Origin of the sequence: Catellatospora sichuanensis, assembly GCF_007483665.1 — a bacterium.
GTDB lineage: Bacteria > Actinomycetota > Actinomycetes > Mycobacteriales > Micromonosporaceae > Catellatospora > Catellatospora sichuanensis.
In genome coordinates this window covers 1-22002 of record NZ_ML660183.1, presented here as the reverse complement: position 1 = coordinate 22002, position 22002 = coordinate 1, and the positions used below count along the sequence as shown (strand labels likewise).

The 22002-nt window shown below is 63.1% G+C and carries 15 protein-coding genes; 10 read left to right on the top strand and 5 right to left on the bottom strand.

What is annotated here, in order from left to right; genetic code table 11:
• Positions 1–5: 5 nt before the first annotated feature.
• Positions 6–329, bottom strand: a complete 324-nt coding sequence (locus tag FLL47_RS43510; protein WP_222105922.1) for a DUF1295 domain-containing protein — start codon at positions 327–329, stop codon at positions 6–8.
• A 116-nt stretch (positions 330–445) separates the two neighbouring features.
• Positions 446–3412 (bottom strand): UvrD-helicase domain-containing protein, encoded by a 2967-nt coding sequence (locus FLL47_RS00075; RefSeq protein ID WP_186315487.1) that lies wholly within the window; start codon positions 3410–3412, stop codon positions 446–448.
• 1035 nt (positions 3413–4447) lie between these two features.
• Between FLL47_RS00075 and FLL47_RS00070 the strand changes: the two genes are divergently transcribed.
• Positions 4448–5566, top strand: coding sequence for a tyrosine-type recombinase/integrase (locus tag FLL47_RS00070; RefSeq protein ID WP_246157403.1), 1119 nt, complete (start codon positions 4448–4450; stop codon positions 5564–5566).
• Here the strand turns inward: FLL47_RS00070 and FLL47_RS00065 are convergent.
• Positions 5506–6492 carry a PD-(D/E)XK nuclease domain-containing protein gene (locus tag FLL47_RS00065; protein WP_144118311.1) on the bottom strand — a complete coding sequence of 329 codons (987 nt, stop codon included), beginning with the start codon at positions 6490–6492 and terminating at the stop codon, positions 5506–5508. The genes FLL47_RS00070 and FLL47_RS00065 overlap by 61 nt on opposite strands.
• Before the next feature lie 469 nt (positions 6493–6961).
• Here FLL47_RS00065 and FLL47_RS00060 point away from each other — a divergent pair, with 469 nt between their 5' ends.
• From FLL47_RS00060 to FLL47_RS00040, 5 genes are all read left to right on the top strand, one after another.
• Positions 6962–9028 (top strand): GNAT family N-acetyltransferase, encoded by a 2067-nt coding sequence (locus tag FLL47_RS00060; protein ID WP_186315486.1) that lies wholly within the window; start codon positions 6962–6964, stop codon positions 9026–9028.
• Positions 9025–9471 (top strand): ASCH domain-containing protein, encoded by a 447-nt coding sequence (locus FLL47_RS00055; RefSeq protein ID WP_144118309.1) that lies wholly within the window; start codon positions 9025–9027, stop codon positions 9469–9471. Before FLL47_RS00060 ends, FLL47_RS00055 begins: the two co-directional genes overlap by 4 nt.
• On the top strand, positions 9468–10994 hold the full coding sequence (locus FLL47_RS00050; protein WP_144118308.1) for an AAA family ATPase: 1527 nt from the start codon (positions 9468–9470) through the stop codon (positions 10992–10994). The genes FLL47_RS00055 and FLL47_RS00050 overlap by 4 nt, the downstream gene beginning before the upstream one ends.
• Position 10995: 1 nt before the next feature.
• A complete protein-coding gene (locus tag FLL47_RS00045) occupies positions 10996–11817 on the top strand; it encodes a hypothetical protein (RefSeq protein ID WP_144118307.1) in 822 nt (273 codons plus the stop codon).
• 206 nt (positions 11818–12023) lie between these two features.
• Positions 12024–13595 (top strand): ISL3 family transposase, encoded by a 1572-nt coding sequence (locus FLL47_RS00040; RefSeq protein WP_144118306.1) that lies wholly within the window; start codon positions 12024–12026, stop codon positions 13593–13595.
• A gap of 64 nt (positions 13596–13659) precedes the next feature.
• On the opposite strand, the gene FLL47_RS45070 is transcribed toward FLL47_RS00040, so the two are convergent.
• Positions 13660–13854 (bottom strand): ATP-binding protein, encoded by a 195-nt coding sequence (locus tag FLL47_RS45070; RefSeq protein ID WP_425457632.1) that lies wholly within the window; start codon positions 13852–13854, stop codon positions 13660–13662.
• 270 nt (positions 13855–14124) lie between these two features.
• On the opposite strand from FLL47_RS45070, the gene FLL47_RS00030 reads away from it, so the two are divergent.
• The 3 genes from FLL47_RS00030 (at position 14125) to FLL47_RS00020 (ending at position 17122) form a co-directional block, all read left to right on the top strand.
• A complete protein-coding gene (locus FLL47_RS00030) occupies positions 14125–14859 on the top strand; it encodes a CBS domain-containing protein (RefSeq protein WP_186315485.1) in 735 nt (244 codons plus the stop codon).
• Positions 14856–16055: a DEAD/DEAH box helicase family protein gene (locus FLL47_RS00025; protein WP_144118304.1), complete on the top strand. Its 1200-nt coding sequence runs from the start codon at positions 14856–14858 to the stop codon at positions 16053–16055. Before FLL47_RS00030 ends, FLL47_RS00025 begins: the two co-directional genes overlap by 4 nt.
• A 752-nt stretch (positions 16056–16807) precedes the next feature.
• Positions 16808–17122 (top strand): hypothetical protein, encoded by a 315-nt coding sequence (locus FLL47_RS00020; protein ID WP_144118303.1) that lies wholly within the window; start codon positions 16808–16810, stop codon positions 17120–17122.
• Positions 17123–17183: 61 nt separating this feature from the next.
• Here the strand turns inward: FLL47_RS00020 and FLL47_RS00015 are convergent, their stop codons facing one another.
• Positions 17184–18131 carry a hypothetical protein gene (locus FLL47_RS00015; protein ID WP_144118302.1) on the bottom strand — a complete coding sequence of 316 codons (948 nt, stop codon included), beginning with the start codon at positions 18129–18131 and terminating at the stop codon, positions 17184–17186.
• Between the two features lie 789 nt (positions 18132–18920).
• On the opposite strand from FLL47_RS00015, the gene FLL47_RS00010 reads away from it, so the two are divergent.
• A complete protein-coding gene (locus FLL47_RS00010) occupies positions 18921–20696 on the top strand; it encodes a hypothetical protein (RefSeq protein WP_144118301.1) in 1776 nt (591 codons plus the stop codon).
• Positions 20697–22002: the final 1306 nt, after the last annotated feature.

Below are 22002 nucleotides of genomic sequence, written 5' to 3'. Positions count from 1 at the left end.
TGCCATCACAAGTGGTTGGGGTGGCGCGGGTGCCGGAACAGGCCCGTGCGCGCGAACCGCGACTCGGACTCGCGACCGCTCGCGATCGCCGCGCTCTTGCGCCGGTGGAAGTTCCATTGCTGCTGGTCGGCGACGGTCTCCCCGGCGAGCCACTCCAGGAACACCACCGCGACCATGGCGTCCAGCGCCCCGAAGGGCCGCGGGCGGATCAGCGCCGTGTACGCGGACGGCTGATCAGCAGCAGGATGATGTTCTTTTACACCGTGATGAACAGCAGGTTGAACACCTGGAACTGCCAAGGCGTCAGCCGCGCCCGCAGGATCACCCACCGGAGTCCTCGCCGCCTGGGGCGTACCCGCCGCTCCGGCCGAAGTTGAACGACAGGCAGCTAGGATCGGAGGCGTCGCGGTGGCGAGGCCGGTGTGACGGCGGCGGAAGGGTCTGCTCAGAAGGCCGCGCGTGAGATCCGGGTTCCCGCCTGATGAAGCAGTTGGTTCGAGTCGTTCCTGACCTCGATCAGGCGTGGACCGATGAAGGAAAGTAGTCGGCGGATTGACGGAAAGTCGAAGTCCTTAGCCGGACGGTACTTATACCAGGTCTCCGTATCCCTGTCGAACCTGAAGCCATAGGGATCCTTGAGGGTCTCCTTGATGTCGTAGGCGTCGTAGATCCGGATCACGACCATCGACGTCGGCAGGGACACGGCTGCCGGCAGATCGGCCCACACGACCGTCTCAGCGTTGGCCACGACGGCTGGTAGGAACGGCGACGCCTGCTCTGCGGTCACCAGATAGCACAATGATGCCTGCGCTCGTGTCGTTGCGACGTAGAAGAGACGTCGCTCTGCATCGACCAGCCGATCGACGGTGTCGCCGAAGACCTCGAAGAGTGCGGCCGTGTGGTGGACGAGCGGATAGTTTTTGCTATCCGCGCCGGCGACAATGACGGAGTATGCCTCTCGACCCTTGTACTTGTGCGACGTGGTCACCTCGATGCGCTTGGCCTCGTCATCGCCGAAATGCTTGCGTATGTGGCGCTGGTACCGCTCGAGCTTGCCGACGAAGGCGCCTTGTCTGGCGTCGGTGAACCAGGGCACGGTGTTGCCTCGGAACAGGACGACCACGTTGCCCCGAGTACCGTCGAGTGCGTGCTTGACGAGTCGTAGCAGCGCCGGCGTCGCCGCATCGCCGGGGAACCGATCGCGCTCGGTGGGCGTCGGGCGGAAAGAGTCCAGTCGGGCGATCCGTACCGCACCCTCGTCCTCTCTTGCTGCCCGTGCGGGTGTGCCGACACCGGCCATCACGGTGTTGCCCGCCGAGACGACGCGGCGGGGCGACCGGTAATTGGTCGCGAGCTGATGCGTCGTCGAGCCGGGGAACTCCTCCTCGAACATATGGAAGATTCGGAGGTCGGCCCCGGCGAAACCGTTGATCGCCTGCCAGTCGTCGCCGACGCAGCAGAGCGAGGCCTCGGGACTCTGACTGCGGATCGCCAAGACGAACTCCATGAACATCTGGGAGAAGTCCTGAAATTCGTCGATGTGCAGGAACCTGAGACTCCGCAGGTCGCCGTGCTCGGATCCACCGGCCCGGACCCATTCCGTCGCGCCGGCGCGGACCTGCGCAGCGGCTCGCCAGACGATTCCGGTGAAGTCCTCGTAACCCTCGTCCGAGGCTCGTGCCAGGTACTGCTCGTATACATCGGCGGCGAGTGTGAGGAAGTCGGTCACGCTCTCGTCGGCGTCGAGCTCGGCGGTCCGGTCCCGCAGGTCGTCGGCGGTCAGGTTTAGCTGCCTCGCACGGTCGACGAACCGGCACACCGTCTTACTGAACGTGTCCACGGCCCGTGAGTGAACCCGCTGCCAGATCTCGTCCTCGCTCAGGCGACGATGAGGGACCCCTGCGAGCTGCAGTTGTTCGAGCAGTCGGTTCTGGAACGCATGCTCGTCGGTCGAAGCGATGTCGGAAGGTGTGTACTCCAAGAACGTCAAGTCGCGCTGATCGGCCCAGAAGCACCGCTTCTTCTCGGCGTTCGCGAGGTAGGCGGGGTCGCCGGTGACACCGAAGTACTCGATCACGACACGCGCCTCGCCCGCAACGAGAATCGTGAAGTCGGGACGGTAGTTGAAGTCTGCTCGTGCGAAGGTGCGTTCGTACTTGTACTCGACGTCGTGCTCGAAGAGTGTGTTCGCGATCAGACGTTCGCCGCGCGACTTCACGTACTCGCCGCGGAGTGTCACTTTCGTCGCCTCGGCGCGGTTCTGGAAGAATGCGTCGCGGTCCAAGTTGAGGCCGCGCCGCTGGATTGCCTTCCAGTCGTCCTTGAAGTGCCCGAGCATCGCACGCCGGACCTCGGGTGTTCGCTCGATGAGGAAGTCGTCGACCACAGCTTGGATCTTGCGGGATTGGGCGAGTGACTCGGCGTCCGCGTCGTCGAACACGAGATCCTCCTGCGGGCGCAACAGCGCATACGCCAGGGCGTGAAACGTGACGACGTGAGGTGTCGCCGAGCCTTGGGGCAGTCCTCGACGGATGCGGTCGCTGATTTCGGCGACGGCCTTGCGGTTGAAAGCCACGAGCATGATCGCGCCGGCGTCGACCCGGCAGTGCAGTTGGAGGAACAGCGCGCGGGTCACGATCGTCCGCGTCTTCCCGCTGCCGGCACGTGCGACGAGCCGCAAGTCCCGGGAGGTCTGGGCGACGGCGCGCGCCTGATCGAGGTCAAGTTGGTGGTCGTTGAGGACCTCCCGCGCCCAGGCTTGGACAAACTCAGCCCGCCAGCGGTCGAAGTCGTCCGCGGTAACGTGGCCACCGGTATCCAGGGCGCGAAACCACATGTCGGCGCCAAGGAAGTCCTCGGCGAACACCTGGTCTGCCTGGCACCGGAAGCGTTTCACCGCTGCTGCCTGTTCGGCGAGTCGTCGTTCCTGGGCCTCTGCGTCTGCCTTTCGCTGCGCTTCCTGCGCTGCCAGCCGTGCCGCCTTCTCGGCGGTCGAGTTCAACATTGCCTGGGCGGCGGCGGTCCGCGTGCGACGTGCGTGGTCGGCGGTTCGTTCGGCGCGGCGCTGTGCCGCGGCGGCCGACTTCAACAGGCTGTGTGCGGCCACGGTTCGCTGGTCGGGATCGCGCCAGCGGCCGGATGTCTCACCTACGGGTTCGTGCGACCGCGGGAATAGGCTCTCCAGGCCGGCGAGAAGGGCGGTGTATGCACTTGCCGGCATGAGTTCGCCGAGGAGTCGGATCGCGGTCGCGCGGATCGCGCCGGCTGTTGCTACAGCGTGGTCGTGCTCTACGGACGTCATCAGTCCCTTGGCCAGGGACGTGTTCGCGTCGTCCTCCCCGATCCATGTCTCGAATACCATAAGCACGGCGTCGAGAATGGCCTTTGCCCTGGTGACGTCTGCCTGAGGCATGCCCGGGACTGTACCGGAGACGTGCCTTGTCGGTTCTGGTCCGAAACGGACATTGACGGTCACAGCTGACGGAGCGTTCCGTCGTAGGCGTCGTGTGTCGGCCTTATGGTCACGGTGTCCACGTCGCCGTTTGCAGAACACCCTCGGGCCGCAGGAGGACGACGTGGACTCCGGCTGCCGCTGGCGGGGTGGGTCAGGTCGTCGGTAGCGGTCGTGGTCGGGCAGAACCATCAGCGAATGGTGGTCCGCGTGCGACTCGCAGAGCAGCATTGCCTTGATCAGCGCTTGACTGAATCCGTGGCCAGCCTGGTTCGTTAGGGGTGCTGCTCGGAGCTGGTAGGGATGACGTTCGCAGCGGTTGGGGCGTATGTGGGGCTCGCACAATCGATCATGGCCAGCGACAAAGGCGCATGGCGGCTCAGGATCTAGTTGCAGCCCGTCGCGCTCCACTGCGGTCGGTTCCTGACGTCAATCGAGTGGATGAAACCGAGCCCGACGCTGGCACATTCGCATTGCACCCGATCAGAATTGCCTCGTCGAGGGGACCCTAGATCGCTGTCGTTCCGCAGCTACCTGGAGGAGTTACATGGAAACGGTTGCAGCCCGGAGCTGCATTTGTTACAGCGCACCTGAGTCTGAAGACTCTCGCAGGACCGTATGCGTGCCGACTCGAGCGCAGCAGCAGGGAGACCACCCTTCACGTCGCTACGCGATATCGAGCATCGATGCCAGTGGGCGTGTTGCGGACCAAACACCAGTCAGGTTTATGAACTGGCCGGCAAACCTACCCGTCTCCGTCACGGCAGATTGCCGTTCGGGATTGATAGTTGTCCGCCCCCGCGGCTACCACGCGATTACTGGGCAGGGCCACCTGAGGCTGTCGGCGCCGATCCGTCGCCGTATGCAGCTTCACGCCGGTGACCGGCTTTTCCTGGCGGCTATGCGCGACAGGGATGTGATCGTGATGTACACGCTGCCTGTGGCCGGCAGCGTGTTGCAGGCATACTCGGACGCCTTGACGGCGCAGCCGATCTCATGAGCGTCACCATGAATCTGCCCATGGATGAGCTTGCAGCAGCGCGCTTCCTCCTGGCACGGCTAGGAGTAAAGCCCGAGCAGCTGATCGGTACCATCGCGCCGACATTCGATGAGTACATCGACCACGTGTCCCAGGCCGTGAGTATAGGAACGCTGACCGTATACGAGACCTACTGGAACCGCGTACGGGCAGAGTGGGGACACCGGCGAATCGACGATCTGACCGCGGTGGAGATCGCATCCTTCGCCGAGCAGATGAAGAACCGTGTTGTCCAAAGGCGCAACGCTAGAGGCGGACGAGCGGCTGCGGAACACCTCATCGGGGCTCTGCGATGTCTCTACAGATTCGCGGTAGCTGATGGAGTATTACCACAACAACACAATCCTGCCGCCAAGGTCGCCAAACCGCTGCGTGCCCCGAGCTTGCGACGTGCTCTTCATGCCGAACAGGTCGAGCAGATCTGGCATGCAGCAGATCAAACCGGCCACGACCCCGACCTTGACACACTCCTACTCGATCTGCACCGGCAGACCGCATGCCGCCGCGGCGCGGCACTGGTCCTGCGCCGCTGTGACCTTGATGAAGAATGGTGCCTTCTCCGGCTACGCGAAAAGGGCGGCACCGAGCGATGGCAGCCAGTGACGCCTACCCTGATGACTCGACTGCTCGAACATGCTGCTGGCAGGGGAGTGGAACAGGCTCTGGACCACCTCCTGCGAAATCGAAACGGGCAGCCAATCACCCGCCGTCGATACGACGTCCTGTGGGCGCGCATCGGCAAGTACGTCCCCTGGGTGGCCGCCCAGCAGGTCAGCACCCACTGGCTTCGCTACACCACCCTCACGTGGGTCGAACGAACCTTCGGTTACGCCGTAGCCCGCGCCTACGCCGGCCACAACGACTACCGAAACGTCGGCAGCACCGCAACCTATGTCAGAGCAGACGTGTACGAAGTCGCGACCGCGCTCGCTGCCTATGCGGACGAAAGCCACCCACTCGCACAGGGAGGGGGCGAGGGGCGGACAGTCGAAGACGCGAACTCCAGCGGCCTTCTCTACCGTCCGTTTGCGGGCTTGGGTAGTGAGATGCTCCGCGTAAGTAACACAGGCGAGTGATTCCAGTCCGTATGATCATGATCGATTTTCGACCCATCCCACCCGGTGGCGTCCCATTCGATAACGATGAGAATAATTACTGCCTTGACGCTCGCTGACTGTCTGTAAAGATTGCCAAGGAAAGCGATTTGCTTCACGACTTGAGCGTTGCCGCTTGGGTCATTTGCTTTAACGAACTTGACCTCGATAACGAGCTGCGATTGTACGGCAGCAAGATCGGCAAACTTCTTTTGGTCAGCATACTTGATGAGCATCGGACTCAGTTCAAGATCGGGGAGCCATGGCTTTAAGGCCAGGAATAGTAGGTTCTGCACGTCATATTCGTCAGTGGGGTATGCGCGCTCTGTGTTGATACACTTTGCTCTTCTTCCTAGTTGAGCTATCGACGCGACGGCGCGCACAGCGACGTCCGAGCAATACATGGCAATGGATTGCCAATTGCTTCCCATGAACGTGTTGGGGAGGCGCAACCTCGCAAGCTCGCCCGGAAGCTCAGCCAGAGTCCGGCTGAAGTTTGTCGGAATAATAGTCATCTTAAAATCGGTATCGGCGTCGACGTCGTGCTGCCACAGTCCGTCCGATTCGAAGCTCCCATTGCGCCAAAGTGGAATCGCATCAAGCTCCGTTGGAAGATCAGCGCGATGTGGGAGCACGCTTCCATTGATGACGCTTTCAGCCATATGGCCGTCGCGGCTTATGAAGAAGTCCAACACCTTCCGCCGCGTAACGTCATTCTCCCGCCATTCAAGTAGCCGGTTTCTGCGGATTTCGTTCTTGCGGTCAACGAGCAGCAAGTCAATATCACTTCTAGTGCTGCCAGTTCGATATGCGCGCGATCCAAACATCCAGATCTCTTCGGGTTCTCCGACCTCGGTGATCAACGAGCGGAGGATCTCCTGGAGGTCAACTAACAGCGTTGTGGCCATACTGGATTGAACCACCTTCAGCAGGATCCGCCCCGGACGACGCTCGGGAGTGAAATTGGTACCTGTTGAAGGACCTGGTCAGCTGGTGCTGAGCGCGGCTTTCAGCTGGGCTGATTTTGTGCTAAAGGGCTGGCGTCGGATCATGACGATGACGATGGCCCGTTGGACTATCGCGACGTGGTGTGAGGGATCGAGGTCGTAATTTGCGGACGGTGCGCTGGAAGCGGGTGACTAGCTTGGACAGGTCCTCTTGACCACCCAACTGCGATACGGGACCTGGGAAACCGACATGGCCGATCGATCTGCATCTCGGCGCCGGCGGGGCCAGATTGTCCCGAACTTCCGTACACAAGTCGGAGGCGAGTTTTGGGCTACAGCGACACTTCAGTGAGCGAGCTGGCATCGGCGACTGCTTGTGAGTGTGTGGCTACCTATTGTGCTGCGGGCGTCGATGCGGCAGACTTTCGCAATGATCGAGGCGGATGGTGGACTGCCCGGAGCTGTTCGAATCGCGAAGGTCGCAGCGACCGAGGTAGCCCGCATCGACTCTTGTATCAAACTAGGCGACCTAGCGAAGAAGACGCTCGGCCAGCTGCCCTTCGCCGTCTACACGGCGTCGGCCGAACGTGGCACGCTAGTGGCGGCTCTGGTTCAAGATCGCGTGGTCGGATACGTTCTCTACCGGTTGTCCCGCAGAAGAGTGACTTTGGTCCACCTGTGTGTGGCCACTGATGTGCGCAAGAACGGCATCGCGCGGGCGCTAGTCGAGTACATCAGCGAGACCCACCGTGACCGACCGGGTGTCATGGCTAAATGCCGCCAGAGCTACGGCATCGATCAGGTCTGGTTGAAGCTCGGCTTTAACCAGCAAACCGAGGTCCCTGGGCGTAATAGGCAAGGCCTGCCGTTGGTGGTCTGGTGGCGAGACCATGGCCACCCAACCCTAATGTCGCGTCAAGAAGAGCCAGCTCTACGCGCCTGCTTCGACATGACCGTCTTGGAAGCGATACAGGATCCCGAAGACCGCGACCATATCGAAGCTGCAGCACTGGCCGGCGATGATCTGTACCAGCAGCTGCAGTTGATAGTGACGGTGGCACTGCGTGTCGAGTTGACCGGCGTGCAATCGGCTACTCGCCGCCGTCAGTACACCGACCGGCTGGACAGCATGGTTACCACGCGGCACGACCTAGTCGGATCCACGCAGACAAAGGAAGAGCTCCGGGCCATGCTCACCGCCGCCCGAGGGGTCAGTGAGTTGCCGTGGAAAGACCAATCTTTGGTTGCCGGATTGGCCGACTGCATCAGCGCGGGCGTGACCGTTTTCGTGACGTTCGAAAGCGCTGACACGTTTTTTTCCCAAGTCATGACGCACTTCGGGGTTCGGGTGATGCGACCGCTAGCGGCGATCGTCCACCTCGAGGAACTGGCCCGTTCGCAGGACTACCGGCCGATTGCGCTCTCCGGCAGCGACTACCATAAGACGCATGTGGGTGCCGACAATCTGGACGACCTGAGCGGATTCGTCGACCCGATGACATCGGAGTCCGCACAGGACCTCAAGAACGCGATCGCGGGACTCCGAGCTCCGCTATACGCGCTGACGGGCCCAGACGACGTCGCCATGCTTCTGTATGCCACTGAGGTTCGCGGGCCGGCACTGTGCGTACCACTCATCCGGGTGCGTGATAGCGCTGAGGCCCTGACGCTGGCGAGACAGATCCTGTTCGCGCTGCGTGAACAGTGCCGACGAGCTGAACGGTCGCTCATCAGGATCCTCGATCCACTGCCGTCGCCGTTGATCAAGGATGCCGCGACCGCAGAGGGCTTTATTCTGGCCGACGACGGCCACATGGCTGCTGTCGTCATCGACCTCTGCGCGCCGATGGCCGACGTCGAGGCGCGCGCGGTTGAAGTTCTTCGAACCCTTGTTCGGGACGATATGCCAAGCCTAAGATCGGGTATGCCTGCGACCGCCGCTGCTGAGTTCGAGCGAGCATGGTGGCCAGCGCGGTTACTGGATGCCGATATCCCAACCTACGCCGTCTCCATCGAGGCCAGGTGGGCAGCGCAGTTGTTCGGTGTGCCGCAGATTCTCACAGGGCGTCCGGCCGAACTCGCCCTAAGCCGCGAGCACGTCTACTACCGCAGCCTGCCGCAAATCATCGACGCCCCTGCCCGTGTCCTCTGGTACGTCAAGAAGCACAAAGGGCCTGGCAAACCGCTGTTCCCGCCAGGAATTATCGGCTGCTCGCTGGTAGAGGAGTCCTACGTCGCCGACGTCGATGAACTCATGGACTCCTACCGTCACCTCGGTGTCTGGGACCGGAGTCAAGTTACCCACGTCGCCGACGAGGGTCGGGCACAGGTCATCCGGTTCACCGACACGGAAATCTTCCCCAACCAGGTGACCCTCAGCCGTCTGGAGGCGTTGGCCAAGCAGTACGGTCAGAAGACCGTCCCGCAGGCACCGATCAAGATCGCGCCACCGTTGTTTGCGCAGATCCTCACAGAGGGACAGGGACTACGCTCATGAAAACCGCATCCCGGCCACTGCTGTTGTCGCTGCGCCCCCGCTTCGCTCAAGCGATCCTCGATGGCAGCAAGTCTGCGGAACTGCGCCGACGACGCGTCAGTGCAGAGCCGGGCACGGCCGTGATCTTGTACGCCAGCTCACCCCTGATGGCTGTTGTTGGAACCGCCCGCGTCGAGAAAGTACGTGTGCTTACCCCTCGTGGTGCGTGGCCGCACCACGGTCCCAACACCGCGCTCACCCGTCAGGAGTACTACGACTACCTCGACGGCAGCGACATCGCCTGCCTGATATACCTCCACCACATCCAGCGCCTTCCGGTGGTGCTGCCTCTCGGCGAACTGCGAAGCACTCATCGCTTTCATCCACCCCAGAGCTACCGGTTCATCACCCACGACGACCCGAAAACGCTTCAACAACTGGCCGCCGCAGTCGGACCGACATGAGAATAACGTTCTTCGTCGTCGACAACCTGCCTGCAGTCAGCGACCATCCTGGCACAACCGTGGTGCTCGTCCGCGACAACTGGAACGACTACGGATACGTGACGACATTTCGTCTCCATCTGTATCTGTCGGCTAGCCAGGCGCCAGTCGACGTTGGATCCGTCAAGATCCTCCATCGGGACCAAACGGGTGGCATGACCCCGCTCGATGTGCGGTTCACTCAGCTCACTCCTGGGTACTGCTCACTGGGCCAATCACTGTCGTACTACGAGAACCTTCACCAGGCGGGAACGGACGTCCGCGACGCTGTCCTTGCCGGCCTGCGAGATATCGCTGCCGATCCCACCATCGCTGATTCGTTTTCCGAACATCCGGGCTTCAGGAAGTCGCTGGAGCGAACAGGCAGTGCCACTCGGGCGATCCATGACGCCGCAGCGCTGCTCGCCAACACCGCCGACGCCCAGCAACCAGGCGCACCGATGACCTTGCCGTTCCGAACGACAGTCGGCGGCAGCCATTTCACGGTGCCGCTAGCCTTCAACCAGGCACCGCTGTTGCCTGGACGCATCAATGTCATCATCGGCTACAACGGCACGGGAAAGACGAAACTGCTGGCGAACCTAGCCTCAGTGGCATCACGGGCACCCGCCAACCGTTATGAGTTAATGGATAGCGCCGGGGCTTTCGTGCGCGAACCAGCTTTTCCGTTCGGGGCGGTCGTGTCAGTGTCCTACTCGGCCTTCGATACCTTCGCCATCCCCGGCCGCGAATCGCGCCAAGCCGCAGACCAAATGCGCACCAAAGGCGAGGTGTTCGGCTATGTGTACTGCGGCTTGCGCAGCTTCCGCGGTCGTGGTGTCACCGACCCGCTTAAGAGCATCGCCGAACTCCGCGCCGAAACTGTCATGGCGCTGCAGCAAACTCGGGCCTCGCGAACCGTCCTCCTCCGGGAAGCACTCGAGCCGCTCCTGCGTGAACCCTCCTACCCGCAGGCAGGCTTCACGACGGCGGCACTCGCTGACGATCGGCGATTCGAAGTAGTGTTCGATCGCCTCAGTACCGGACACAAGATTGTCCTCAACATTGTTCTGCAACTCGTCGCCCATATGCAGATCAAGTCCCTGCTGCTTTTCGACGAGCCCGAGTGTCACCTGCATCCGCCCTTGCTTGCGGCGTTGCTTCGGTCAATCAATGTCGTCCTCGACGACCGCGACTCCTACGCGGTCATCGCCACCCACTCACCCGTCGTTCTGCAGGAAGTCCCCGCCAGGTACGTTCACATCCTCGAACGCATCGGCGAAATGACCCGTATTCGGCGCCCCGAACAAGAAACCTTCGCTGAGAACGTCGGCTATTTGACCAAGACCGTTTTCAGCCTCGACAGCCGCTCAACCGACTATCATTCGACCCTGGAAAACCTCGCCGAGCACCATACCCCCGACCAGATCGAGGACATGTTCGACGGTCAGATGAGCGCACAAGGACGCGCCTACGTCCAGAGCATCTACCGCTCGCGGACCTAGCATGTACCACATCCCGCGACCGCGCATCGACGACACCACCAGGCTCACGTCTCTTACTCAACGCCGCCGACAGCCCACCAAAACGCACCTGCGCCGAGTCGAGCAAAACGTCCTCGCCGCATACGCCGCCTACGACGCGCAGTGGCACCTCTGCTCGACCTCCTCGGTCATCGCCGAAGACGACAAAGATGCTAAAGAAGCCCTTCAGTCCAACTACGATCTTGCGGCCGAAGATGGAGATCTACACCAACTCCTCTTCGATGCCGCCGCCAACCGGCGATGCCCCATGTGCGGCTGCGCCACTGTCAGGTCCCTTGACCACTACCTACCAAAATCGGTATTCCCGGAGTACGCAGTCCTCTCAGCCAACCTCGTGCCCGTCTGCTACAACTGCAACCAGACCAAAGGCAACAAAAGGGCGCAATTGGCGGACGAGAGGTTCCTCCACCCCTACTTCGACGTTCCGCCGACGGCACCAATCCTGCTTGCCGACGTCGACACGTATCGCGTTGTGACCGTCAACTACCGGCTGGCGCCTGATGTGGTCGACTTGAGCACGTATCGCCGGTACCTTTACCATCTCAAGCACCTCGACCTCTATACGACCTTTCGCCGAGAGGCAAACGTCGAACTCCAAGACCGCGCTGACAGCTTCCGCGACCTGTTTGCAGCAGGTGGTCGTGTCGCGGTGCTGGATACGGTCATGCGTGAAGCGCGTTCATACGCCAAAAGTCGCGGGGCTAATGACTGGAAAACCGCCCTCTACCGTGCCCTCTGCACGCATGAGGAGTTTCTCAACGGTGCCTGCACTCTGTTGGGCTAGCTGCAGGGGCACAGAGGAGTTCACGCCTACCACAGTTGCCGTGCCGCGTACGCTGCGGTGACGCGTGAGCCGACAAGACGTACTCGATGGTTTGGCTGGTGCTGCTGCGGGGTTTGAGACCATGATGCCGGCCGATTGTCAACGGCCACGGCGATGTGGCTCTGATGCAAATTCCGTGAAGCGTGCGCCGTCGTCGATCATGGCTTGTGTCCAATCTGGAACCCGATCTCGTCCGTGTGCTTCTTCCGCACCTTTCGGCGGTGAGGGTCGAGTCGGTGCACCTGCGTGGCCGGTCTGTGCGTGTTGTGGCAGCCTGTGCGGGGCCGGAGTCGATCTGCCCGGACTGCCTGACGGCGTCGGGCAGGGTGCACAGCAGCTATGAACGGCGACTGGCCGACGTCGCCGCAGGTGGCCGCGAACTCGTGGTTCAGCTGCAGGTCCGCCGGTTCATCTGCGTCAACGACAGGTGTGGGCGGCGGACGTTTGCCGAGCAGGTGGACGGCCTGACATTTCGGCATGGCCGGCGCAGTCTGCTGCAGCGTCGGATGCTTGAGCGGGTGGCGCTGGCCGCCGGCGGCCGGCCCGGCGCACGCTTGGCCGAGCATCTGGGCATGACCGTGCACGCCACGACCTTGATCCGGCTTATCCGTCGGATTCCGCCACCAGACACCCTGACACCTGCAGTGCTGGGCGTGGACGAGTTCGCGGTGCGCCGTGGTCAGACCTACAACACGATCCTGGTCGACATCGAAACCTCCCAGCCGGTCGACGTGCTGCCTGACCGCGAGGCCGCGACGTTCGCCGCGTGGTTGTCGGCTCACCCGGGCGTTGAGGTGATCTGCCGGGACCGGGCCGGCTACTACGCCGACGGCGCCGCCCGCGCGGCGGGCGCCGCGGTCCAGGTCGCCGACCGCTGGCATTTGATCAACAACCTGGCGACCGCGGTCGACAGCGCCGTCAGGCGCCACCGCAGTGCGCTGCGTCCACAGCCTGCTGCCGTCGTCGTCGAACTGCAGGCGTCACAGGCTGCCGACGGTCCACGGGCGCAGCAGACACGCACCCGCCACGCCGAGGTTCATGTACTGCTGGCGAAGGGTTGGCTCCCTGGGCAGATCGCTTCGGCACTGCATCTGGACCCCAAGACCGTGCGCAAGTACACCCTGGCGGCCACCGCCGACGAACTCATCTCCACCGCGCCGCGGCTGAGCCAGCTGCTCGAGCCCTATAAGCCGCACCTGCGCAGACGCACCGCCGAGGGCTGCATCAGCACGCAGACACTCCTGGCGGAGATCCGGGAGCAGGGCTTCCGCGGCAGTGAGCGCACCCTGCGGCGGTGGCTGATCCGCCTGAGGGAGCACATCGACGAGCCGGAACAGCCCAAGGCGATCAAACCTCGCGACCTCGTGGCGTGGATCATGCGGCCGCAGGACGACCTGTCGGCAGACGAACGCCTCGACCTGAAGCGGGTCTGCGACGGTAACCCGGAACTGGCGGCGACCTGCGATCTGGCCCGCCGGTTCAACGTGATGCTGCGCGAACGTCGTGGCCTCGAACTCGCACAATGGGCCGACGATGCCCGAGACGGACCGGTCCGGGAGATCGCCTCATTCGCCGCGGGGTTACGCAAGGACTGGAAGGCCGTGGTCGCCGGGCTGACCTTGCCCTACAGTTCCGGCAAGGTCGAAGGCCGCATCAACAAGATCAAGATGCTGAAGCGCACGATGTTCGGCCGCGCAAACCATGACCTACTGCGCCTCAGAATCCTCCTCGACGCCTGAGCCCACGCGGCGTCACGGAAAGTGCTTCAGAGCCGGCGATGTCGCCACCTGTGGTCATGTCAACTCACGGGCGTCCGGCTGGTGCGGGTACGGGCCTCCAGCATGCGGAAGGACCGCCTTCGGTGACCACGACGGTGGCGTGGTGCAGGAGACGGTCGAGCCGGCTGGTTGCGGTGACGTGTTCGGGCAGGAACCGGCCCCATTGCTCGAAGGGCCAATGGCTGGCGATGCCCAGGGCGCGTTCGTGTGCGGCGCCCACGAACCGGAACAGCAGTGATGGCGACCATTCCGCCTGGTATGCGACAGCGCTCGTCAATCTCGGCGTCGCCCCGGTAACCCTGGCCCGGCATCCGTGACCAACTCGCGCCAGTAGCTCCAGGCGGCGGCACGAAGCCCGATGTGGCGGTCCCGATTCCCGTACACCGACGGTATGCTGCCCTGCGGCAATGAAAGTCCATGATTCGTACGGGAGGTGTTCCTACTGAGCGGCCCGGGAGCGCAGCATCACTTCCTCCGAATCAGCCAACTCGTGCCCGCGGACCAGGAGGTCGTTACCGTCACCACCGATACGAAGGTGTCGGAGGCACTTGCAGTGATGGCCAGAACCGGATTCGATCAGATCCCGGTCACTCGCAACAAGGCGGTTGTCGGAGTCTTTAGCTACCGTTCGTTCGCTAGCAATATTGGGGTCGTCCGACCTCAAGACGACCCCAGGGCCTATGCCGTGGCCGACTTCTTAGAGGATCTCTACTTCGTGCGGTATGGCTCCGACGTCGCCGACGCGCTGCCAGCGATCGAGGCCAAGGGTGCCGTGCTGATCGGAGACGAGGACAACCTGCTGGCGGTGGTCACCGCGGCTGACCTCAACAGTTACCTCTGGCACTCATCGAGGCAGTTCATGCTGCTCAGAGACATAGAGCTCGCGACAAGACACCTGGTGAAGTCGGCCTGTGCCAGCGAGGAGGAGCTGCGCACCTACATCGCCACGTCGACGCAGACAACGGCGAACAGCCCAATGGCGGCAGCGCTCGAGGATCTGACCTTTAGCGAGTTGATCAGCCTCATCAGCCACCGGGAACGATTCGGGCGCGTGTTCAATCGCACGTTTGGGGGCAGTCGTGAGCTGGTGGTATCTCTGCTTGAGCCGGTGCGAGAGGTACGCAATAAGGTCTTCCACTTCCGCGGCGAGGTGACCGCGGAGGAATCCGAGCTCATGATGTCGGCGAGCGCCTGGCTCAAGCGAAGGGTGAGGATGGTTCCGTGAGCTCGTTATCCTTCCCGCAGCCGCCACTGGCGGCGCGTCTGGCACGCGCCAAGGACGATCGCTGCGTGGTTCTGCGCGTGCCTCTGCAAAGCGGCGTGCGCTCCACGCTCATGCCGCACATCGTGACTGCGGCGGCGGACGGTCTGGTCCTCGTCACGGCGCCGACGCTAACGATGGTCAACCAGTGGGCGCAGCGCTTGCGCGAGGCGGGCGTGCCCGAGGTGCGTGTCATCACCTCCGACGTCGCGCAGGAACTCGCTGACAGCTCCTCGGCACGCCCGTCGACCGGTGTGCTGCTGGCCACGGATGCAAGGGCGCAGCACGGTCCGGTGCGTAAGGTTCTGGAGTCCATAACGTTTGCCCTGTGTGTGTTCGACTCGATGTTGCTGGTTGGCAACGACTCCCTGCCGCGGATTTTCCAAGTCGCCAGCGGATCGGCGCGAACGATCGTCGTGGCGAACCTGTGGAGCCGGGGGAATCCGCGCTGGCCGAGTGACGCGACGGTGATCGAGATGTCGCTGGACGAGCTTGCGGGCACCCGCCAGGCTGAGATCAAGACCTACCACGTGCTGCTCGATGCGGCGGAACAGTCCGTCCTCGGCGACGCGGCACGGTTGCTTGACAACCCCGACCGCATGCGTAGCCGCGCCGCCATGCACTCATCGCTCGTGCGTCTCGCCAGAGAGGCCGAGGGAGAGCAGGAGGCCACGTACGCTGCCGATGACATCTGGGGAGTCGTCGACAAGCTGGAAGCGCTGGGTCCGGACGCCCGCCTCGCCGCGCTCACAGCGACGGTGCGCAGCCTTCGGGATGCCGGACCTGTGCTAATCGTGACGAGCCGTCTCCTGGCCGATGTGGAGTATGTCTACCGACACCTGGTCGAGAGCGGGATCGAGCACGTCGTGACGTCTCTGCCGAGCCTACCAGCGGGGATGAAGACGAGCGCTCGCGCCGTCGGTGGCCCGCCGTACCCGGTCGAAGTAATTACTTCGAACTTCGACGCCGACGACGTTTCGCTCGACGGCGGTAGCCTGGTGTACTTCACGGAGCCGCGCCTGGTTGAGGACGTGCAGCGGCTTGTCGCGGTCCATCGGACGGGTGCGGTTCGGGCCGTTTACCTGCCTTCTGTCAACGGCGCGAAGCCCAGCGTGCTGATGCGGTTCGGCCTGTCTGTGGCAGATGTCGACCGGGAATGAGGATCCCTGCTGCGAGCTTTATCCGCGTGGGCTTGTTGACTCCGCCGCCCCGACCTGCGGCGAGCTGGCCGTTCCCTCAATGGGGATGTCCGACAGACAACAGCCAGTGGCTACGGCATCAGCGGTGGCGGCGGCTCGACCCAGCCGGTTGGGCGCAGCCAGGGCCATGTTCGCAGTAGCGGTCGGAACCGTTGGTGCGCCAGTCCTACATTGACGACGTGATCTCGCGCTTACCCATCCACGATCTCAACCAGGTCGGCGGGTAGTTCGCATCACACCCCTCGGAGACGATCAGCGCAGTCAGCCTGACGGTAGCCGCCATCGCGTTGCTTGCCACGTTCCGACAGGCCAAGGCAGCACGTACGGGCAACAGAATCGCCGCGAAGGCCGCAGAGAACGCGGAAAGAAACTCTTCTAGCGCCAACACCATCGCCGCAGCGGCTCTGGCGCAAGCACGCGACGCGAATGCCCTGGCGCGAAGGCAGATGGCGATGCAGCGTCGTCAATTGCTGGACGCTGTCACTCCGCGGGTCTACATCGTTGTCGGGAGGTCATCCGCGGCCCGGTCATCGAGGGATCCGCGGTCCACGGGCCCGTGACGATCGAGCACGACCCGTTCGACTTCGGGGACATTCGCTATCGCGACAGTGGCTAGCTCATTGGGCCAGCCGGGGCGACGGCCTGATGCAGTCACAGTTACGGTCGGCAACGATGACGCGGACCACCTGCCAAGCGCCAGCGGTGCCCACGATGTGACGGAGCAGGAGCTTCGCGACCAGGTATGGGGGCCGTACCGGTTCTCGTCCGACGCCGCCGGGGTTGACGATCATGGCCGCGAGGTCGCGCAGTTGCCGCTCGTACTCGGCCATGGCCGTGTGCTGAGCATGAGCCGTACCCCGTTACCACACTGGACCAGCGGTCCGGACGTCTGGTTCAACGAGCACGAGGGCAAACCGGTCCGCCTGATGCTGCTATGCGAACGCGCCGGCTACCGAACATGGCGAATCGTCTGGGAGGGCCTGGCCGACAGGCCCGAGGACCACGGACATGTTGAGCACACCGCGTAAGTTGCTGCTGAGCATGTCTGGCGGGTAGGCGAGCCCCACGCGACTCCCATCCTCGGGCTAGTCAGCCGCCCAGGGCCAGCGCGGCGCCCTGGTCGATCAACATCTGGATCAGTCCTGCGGCATCGCTGACCGTTACCAGCGCGGTCAGCACCTGAAGCGTCTTGCCGAACGCCGCCGCTACTCGGGACTGCTGCGGTACCGGTTCGGCAGTCGCTGCTTTTAGCTCGGCCACGGTTTGTTCGAGCTCGCTGATCCGGTCAGCGGGGACGCAGAGCACGGGTAGCACCGTCGAGACCGAGTCGGCCCACTGCCGCGTTTGTTCGATGTCCACCGTGCCGCTCACACCCTGAGTGAGATGGCTCTGGTCGCCGCCCGCAGCTGCAAAATTGCTGCCGATCATGGTGCCGATCGCTACGGTAACGCGGCCCTGGCGGCCGTCCTGATGGTTGTTGAACTTCACCACGTCGCAGTCGAACTCCTCGACGCACCGCACCCCGGCGGCCGTCAGTAGATAGTGGATGTATGAGTCGATGCCCTCTGGGCCGAGGGTGGGTACGACGCTGGTCTTGAGCAGCCCGAGCTGCACGAGGTACTGCACGCTGGAGCGGAAGTCGCTGTCCGAGAACTTCCAGCCGTAGAACCACGCTCGCTCGTCAGCGAGGAAGCCCTCGGGATCGGGGTCGGTGGCATCGGCCTGGTCGTACGCCCACGCGAGTAGGTGCGAGCGGCACGCTTGCAACCTGGTCCGCTTGTTGGTTCGGTTTGTTCGGTACTCCTGCGCTCTGGCGAGGCCGTTTCCAGTCAGCGTGATGCTGAACGGGAAGTCGTCACCCCATTGGGAGATGAGAATGTGCATGTCCTGCAACTGGTTGACCATCATGATCACCTGTGAGTCGGTGAGGTCTTCGAACCCCTTCGGGTTGGCCGTGGGCCTGCCATGGTGGGTGGTCTCCGCATTGGCCAGCAGAGTTTCGATGAGCCGGTACGACGACGGCGCCAGTTCGTTCACCGCACCATTGTCACACTCCGCGGCGGGTACATGGCGGGCGTAACTCGAAGGTGTAGACGGCCCAGCACGGCACGGAAGGTGAGGTTGCCGACGCACCGTACGCGAATACGAGCGTCATCCCGAACAGAATGCCACGATCGTCGATTGGGCCGCGGTGATACTTGATCCGTCCTGCGGATGGAAAACGGGCAGTACGGCCACCATGATGAGTGCAGCGCCAGTGAAGGTACTGGTCCAGGGTGCCACTCTGGGCCATGGCCACCTCCGCTTCCCGCCCGATAGCGAAATCCACGCACCTCCCGGCGTGATGGTTGAGGCTGGTTTGGTGCGGATACAGCAAGCGGGCAGCCACTCCCATCTTGGCGGTCCTCGCTCATAGCGTCAGTGCTCCCGATTGTGGTCAGCGATGGGCCCGACCCGGCTCGGACGAGTCAGGCCCATCGGCCGGTTTAGTGTTGCAAGGTCCAGGCGACGATTGCTCGGACGGCGCCAGAGATGGCGCCTGTGATGGTGGCTAGGGCGAGCTTCTCGCGCCAGGTGAGGTTGGTGGGCGGCTTCGACATGGCGTACTCCCGGTTAATGCAGGCGGTCGGGAGCCGGCCGGTCTCCCATTAGCATCTCGAGGAAAGCGGATGGCGGTGCCGTCCGGCATGGGCGACGAACGAAGCCGAACCGGCCAGCTCCTAACCTCCGTGGCTGACCAGCACGGTCGCGCCAATTTTCGTAGCGTTCTACGGTGGTTCGGCAGTGTTCGGTGTGCCCGCCGAACAGAAGAGGGAGGATTCCGTAATGGCCGAAGACCACCGCGCTGCGGACGACAGCATCGAGTTCAACCTAGACGCGGTGCAGTCCCTCGAGGCGTTCGCCCGGGCGTGTGATCGGCTGCGCGGCGCCCGTTCCTATGCGGAGCTCGGGCGGGCCGCCCGGCCGCGGTCGCTGCCAGCTGCCACGCTCAGCGACCTGCTCAACGCCAAGTCGACCCCGACCCGCGAGACGACCATTACCTTTTTGGTTGCGTGCGGCATCGAAGACGATGCGACGCAGCGGTCCTGGCTGGCAGCGTTGGAACGCGTCGCCACCAGCCACAAGCCACGTCCACCGGCCGCGGTCCGGGTTGAGGACGCCCGAGTGCGGCTTCTGGGAGTGCACGCCGCGATCCAGGTGCCGGGTGCCGTCGGTGAACTGCCTCCATACGTCCTCCGGGATCTCGATACAGAGCTGCGCGCCACGATTACCGCCGCCGCCGAGCGCGGCGGGTTCGTGCTGCTGGTCGGTGGCTCATCGGTTGGCAAGACGCGCACCCTTGTTGAGGCGGTCCGGGCGGTTCTGCCGCAGTGGTGGCTGCTGCATCCGGCCGACGTCACTGCGATCAACGTATACGCGGCTAATCCGACACCGCGAACCGTGCTGTGGCTGGACGAGCTACAGCGCTACCTCAACCACCCGGCCGGGCCTCAAGCCAGCAAGTTAACCGCTGACGGTATCCGGAAGCTTGTTGCGGCCGGGACTGCAGTGGTGAGTACACTGTGGCCAGAGGAGTACGCCGCCCGAACCGAACCTCGGGAGCCGAATAAGCCCGACCCCTACTCGGATGACCGGGAATTGCTCCGCATTGCTCACGTCATAGATGTGCCCGATATGCTCAGTGCAGCTGAACGCCTCCGCGGTGAGGTGCTCGCCACGGATCAGCGCATCCGCGCCGCCCTGGATGACGCCGACGCCGGTTTTACCCAAGTCATGGCCGCTGGCCCGGCGCTCATTCGCCACTGGGAGCAAGCTCCTACTAATCAGTGCTACGGCAAGGCCGTCATTACCGCCGCGCTAGATGCTCGACGCGTCGGCGCCGAACAATCAGTCACGCGCAGCTTCCTAGAAGCTGTCGCCCCTGCTTACCTCACCCCTGCTCAACAGGCCACCGCAACACGCGACTGGCTCGACCAGGCCCTCACCTACGCCACCAAGACCCTCCACGGCGCAGCCTCCACGCTCAGCCCGCTCCCAGCGGGGATGGGCCGCATCGCCGGCTATAGCACCGCCGACTACCTTTACCAACACTTCTTGCGCATTCGTCGTACCATTCACCCTGCCGACCAGGTCTGGCGGGCTCTAGTCGACAATCACCACCCCGACGACACGCTTCCACTAATCAGCAACGCTATCCAGTATGGTCGCGCTACTGAAGCTTTAAGTCTTTGTTGCCACGCCTTGAACGAGGGCAAAGAAGTAGACCATCACGACGTTGAAAGCTTGATCGACCTGCTCCTAGGGTTGGACCGGTTAAACGAAGCCGTAGCGTTGCTGAGCAATCTTGCTTCAACCGACAGGTTTTATAACGAGTGGCTGGCAGCGCTACTCGAACAACATAACCGCATTAACGAGGCTGTTGAACTAATGCGTGGTCTAGCTGTAGGCAACAGGTACTTCGCCCATCGGTTGGTCAACCTGCTTGCCGACCACAACCGCTCCGACGAGATCATCGCAGAGGTTGCGGTAGGCACGCCAGGTGCCGCCGAGGCGCTACAGCGACTCCTCGCACTTAGGCCGAAGGAAGACGACGAAGAGTGACCAGCATAATCAATACTGCGGCCTGATCGTCTTCTTGACGTGCGACGGATTCAGCACGGCGCAGGCTGCGAAATCGCTTCATGCTCAACGCGCTGATGGAGCGTTTCGAACTCGACAGCCGGAGCCGGAGCCGCTCGCACCTCGGGCCGACGCGGCTGCTCGCTTACGCATGACTAGCCGGGCGGCGATGCGACAATGTTCGCCGCCGCCCGGCATGGCGATCATGTAAGTTGCAGGTCAGCTGCCATCGTGATCATGTACTTAGGGTTCAACTCGCCCGGACAAGCAAATTCCCGCAAGGCATCAGTCATTGACGATGTCTTGCATCCGTTTCTGCTGCTGAATCCGCCTGGCTGAACTCCAGCCCGCGTAGGCCACCTCATGGTCGAGCCGCGGGTGATGTCGCCTGCGGGTGTGCATGTCCGGCATGGACCTGGTGCCGGTACCGCTCGGATCGGGACATCTCCTCGGAGTTTGAACGGGTAGCGGGAGTGGGGGTCGGCCAGTATGACGGCTGGCATTGCCGACGTGCTCGCACATACAAAGGTGTACGTTGCGGATGCCCGCTTCAGCAGCGGCTTGCTCTGCGAGGAGGCAAGTTGACGTCCCCTGGGCTGCTCGATGTAATTCGAATTCCTATTTCCACTCATACTGGGACTCAGCCGATCGACACCGACGCTCAGGCATGGCCAGCCCCGCAGGATGTGCTGCTGGGCCTCACCCCGGCTGCCGAAGTCACCTGGGGCGAACTGTTGCTCGCAAGTGCCGCCGTGGGCCGTCGGCTGCCCTCACACATTGTGCGTTTCCCAGCCTTCGCCTGGGCCGAGATCCGAGTGCGAATTGACTCATTGGTCAGCGGGCTCCAAGTTGGCAATGACTGGGCAGGCAACGTTGTCCTTCAGCGCAGTTCGTGGCTGACCCACGGTAGCGATCCCAGCGAGGCGGCGGCCGTCGGATACCGCCTCGGCATGGCAGCCGCCCACCTGTTCTGCGTCCACGTGCTGGGCGTCGACGACACAGGCCATATCAGCCACCTGCCCCGGTTGGATGCGCGCCGAGGCAGGCGTAGCGCCGAGGCAGACCTACGCGGGCGTCACGCTGTCGCGCCGCATGACTGGCTGATCGAGGCGAAGGGTGCGATGGGCAGCGCACGTGTCTCAAGAGATCGGCGAAGGAGCGCGGTGTTGCGCGGCGTTCGCGGTGAGCATGTAGGCGTCGTTGCTGGTGAGCTTGTAGCGGCATGGTGAAGCCCTGTCCGCCGGAGGCGGGCAGGGCTTGGTGTTCATGGTGTCGTGGTGGTGTTCAC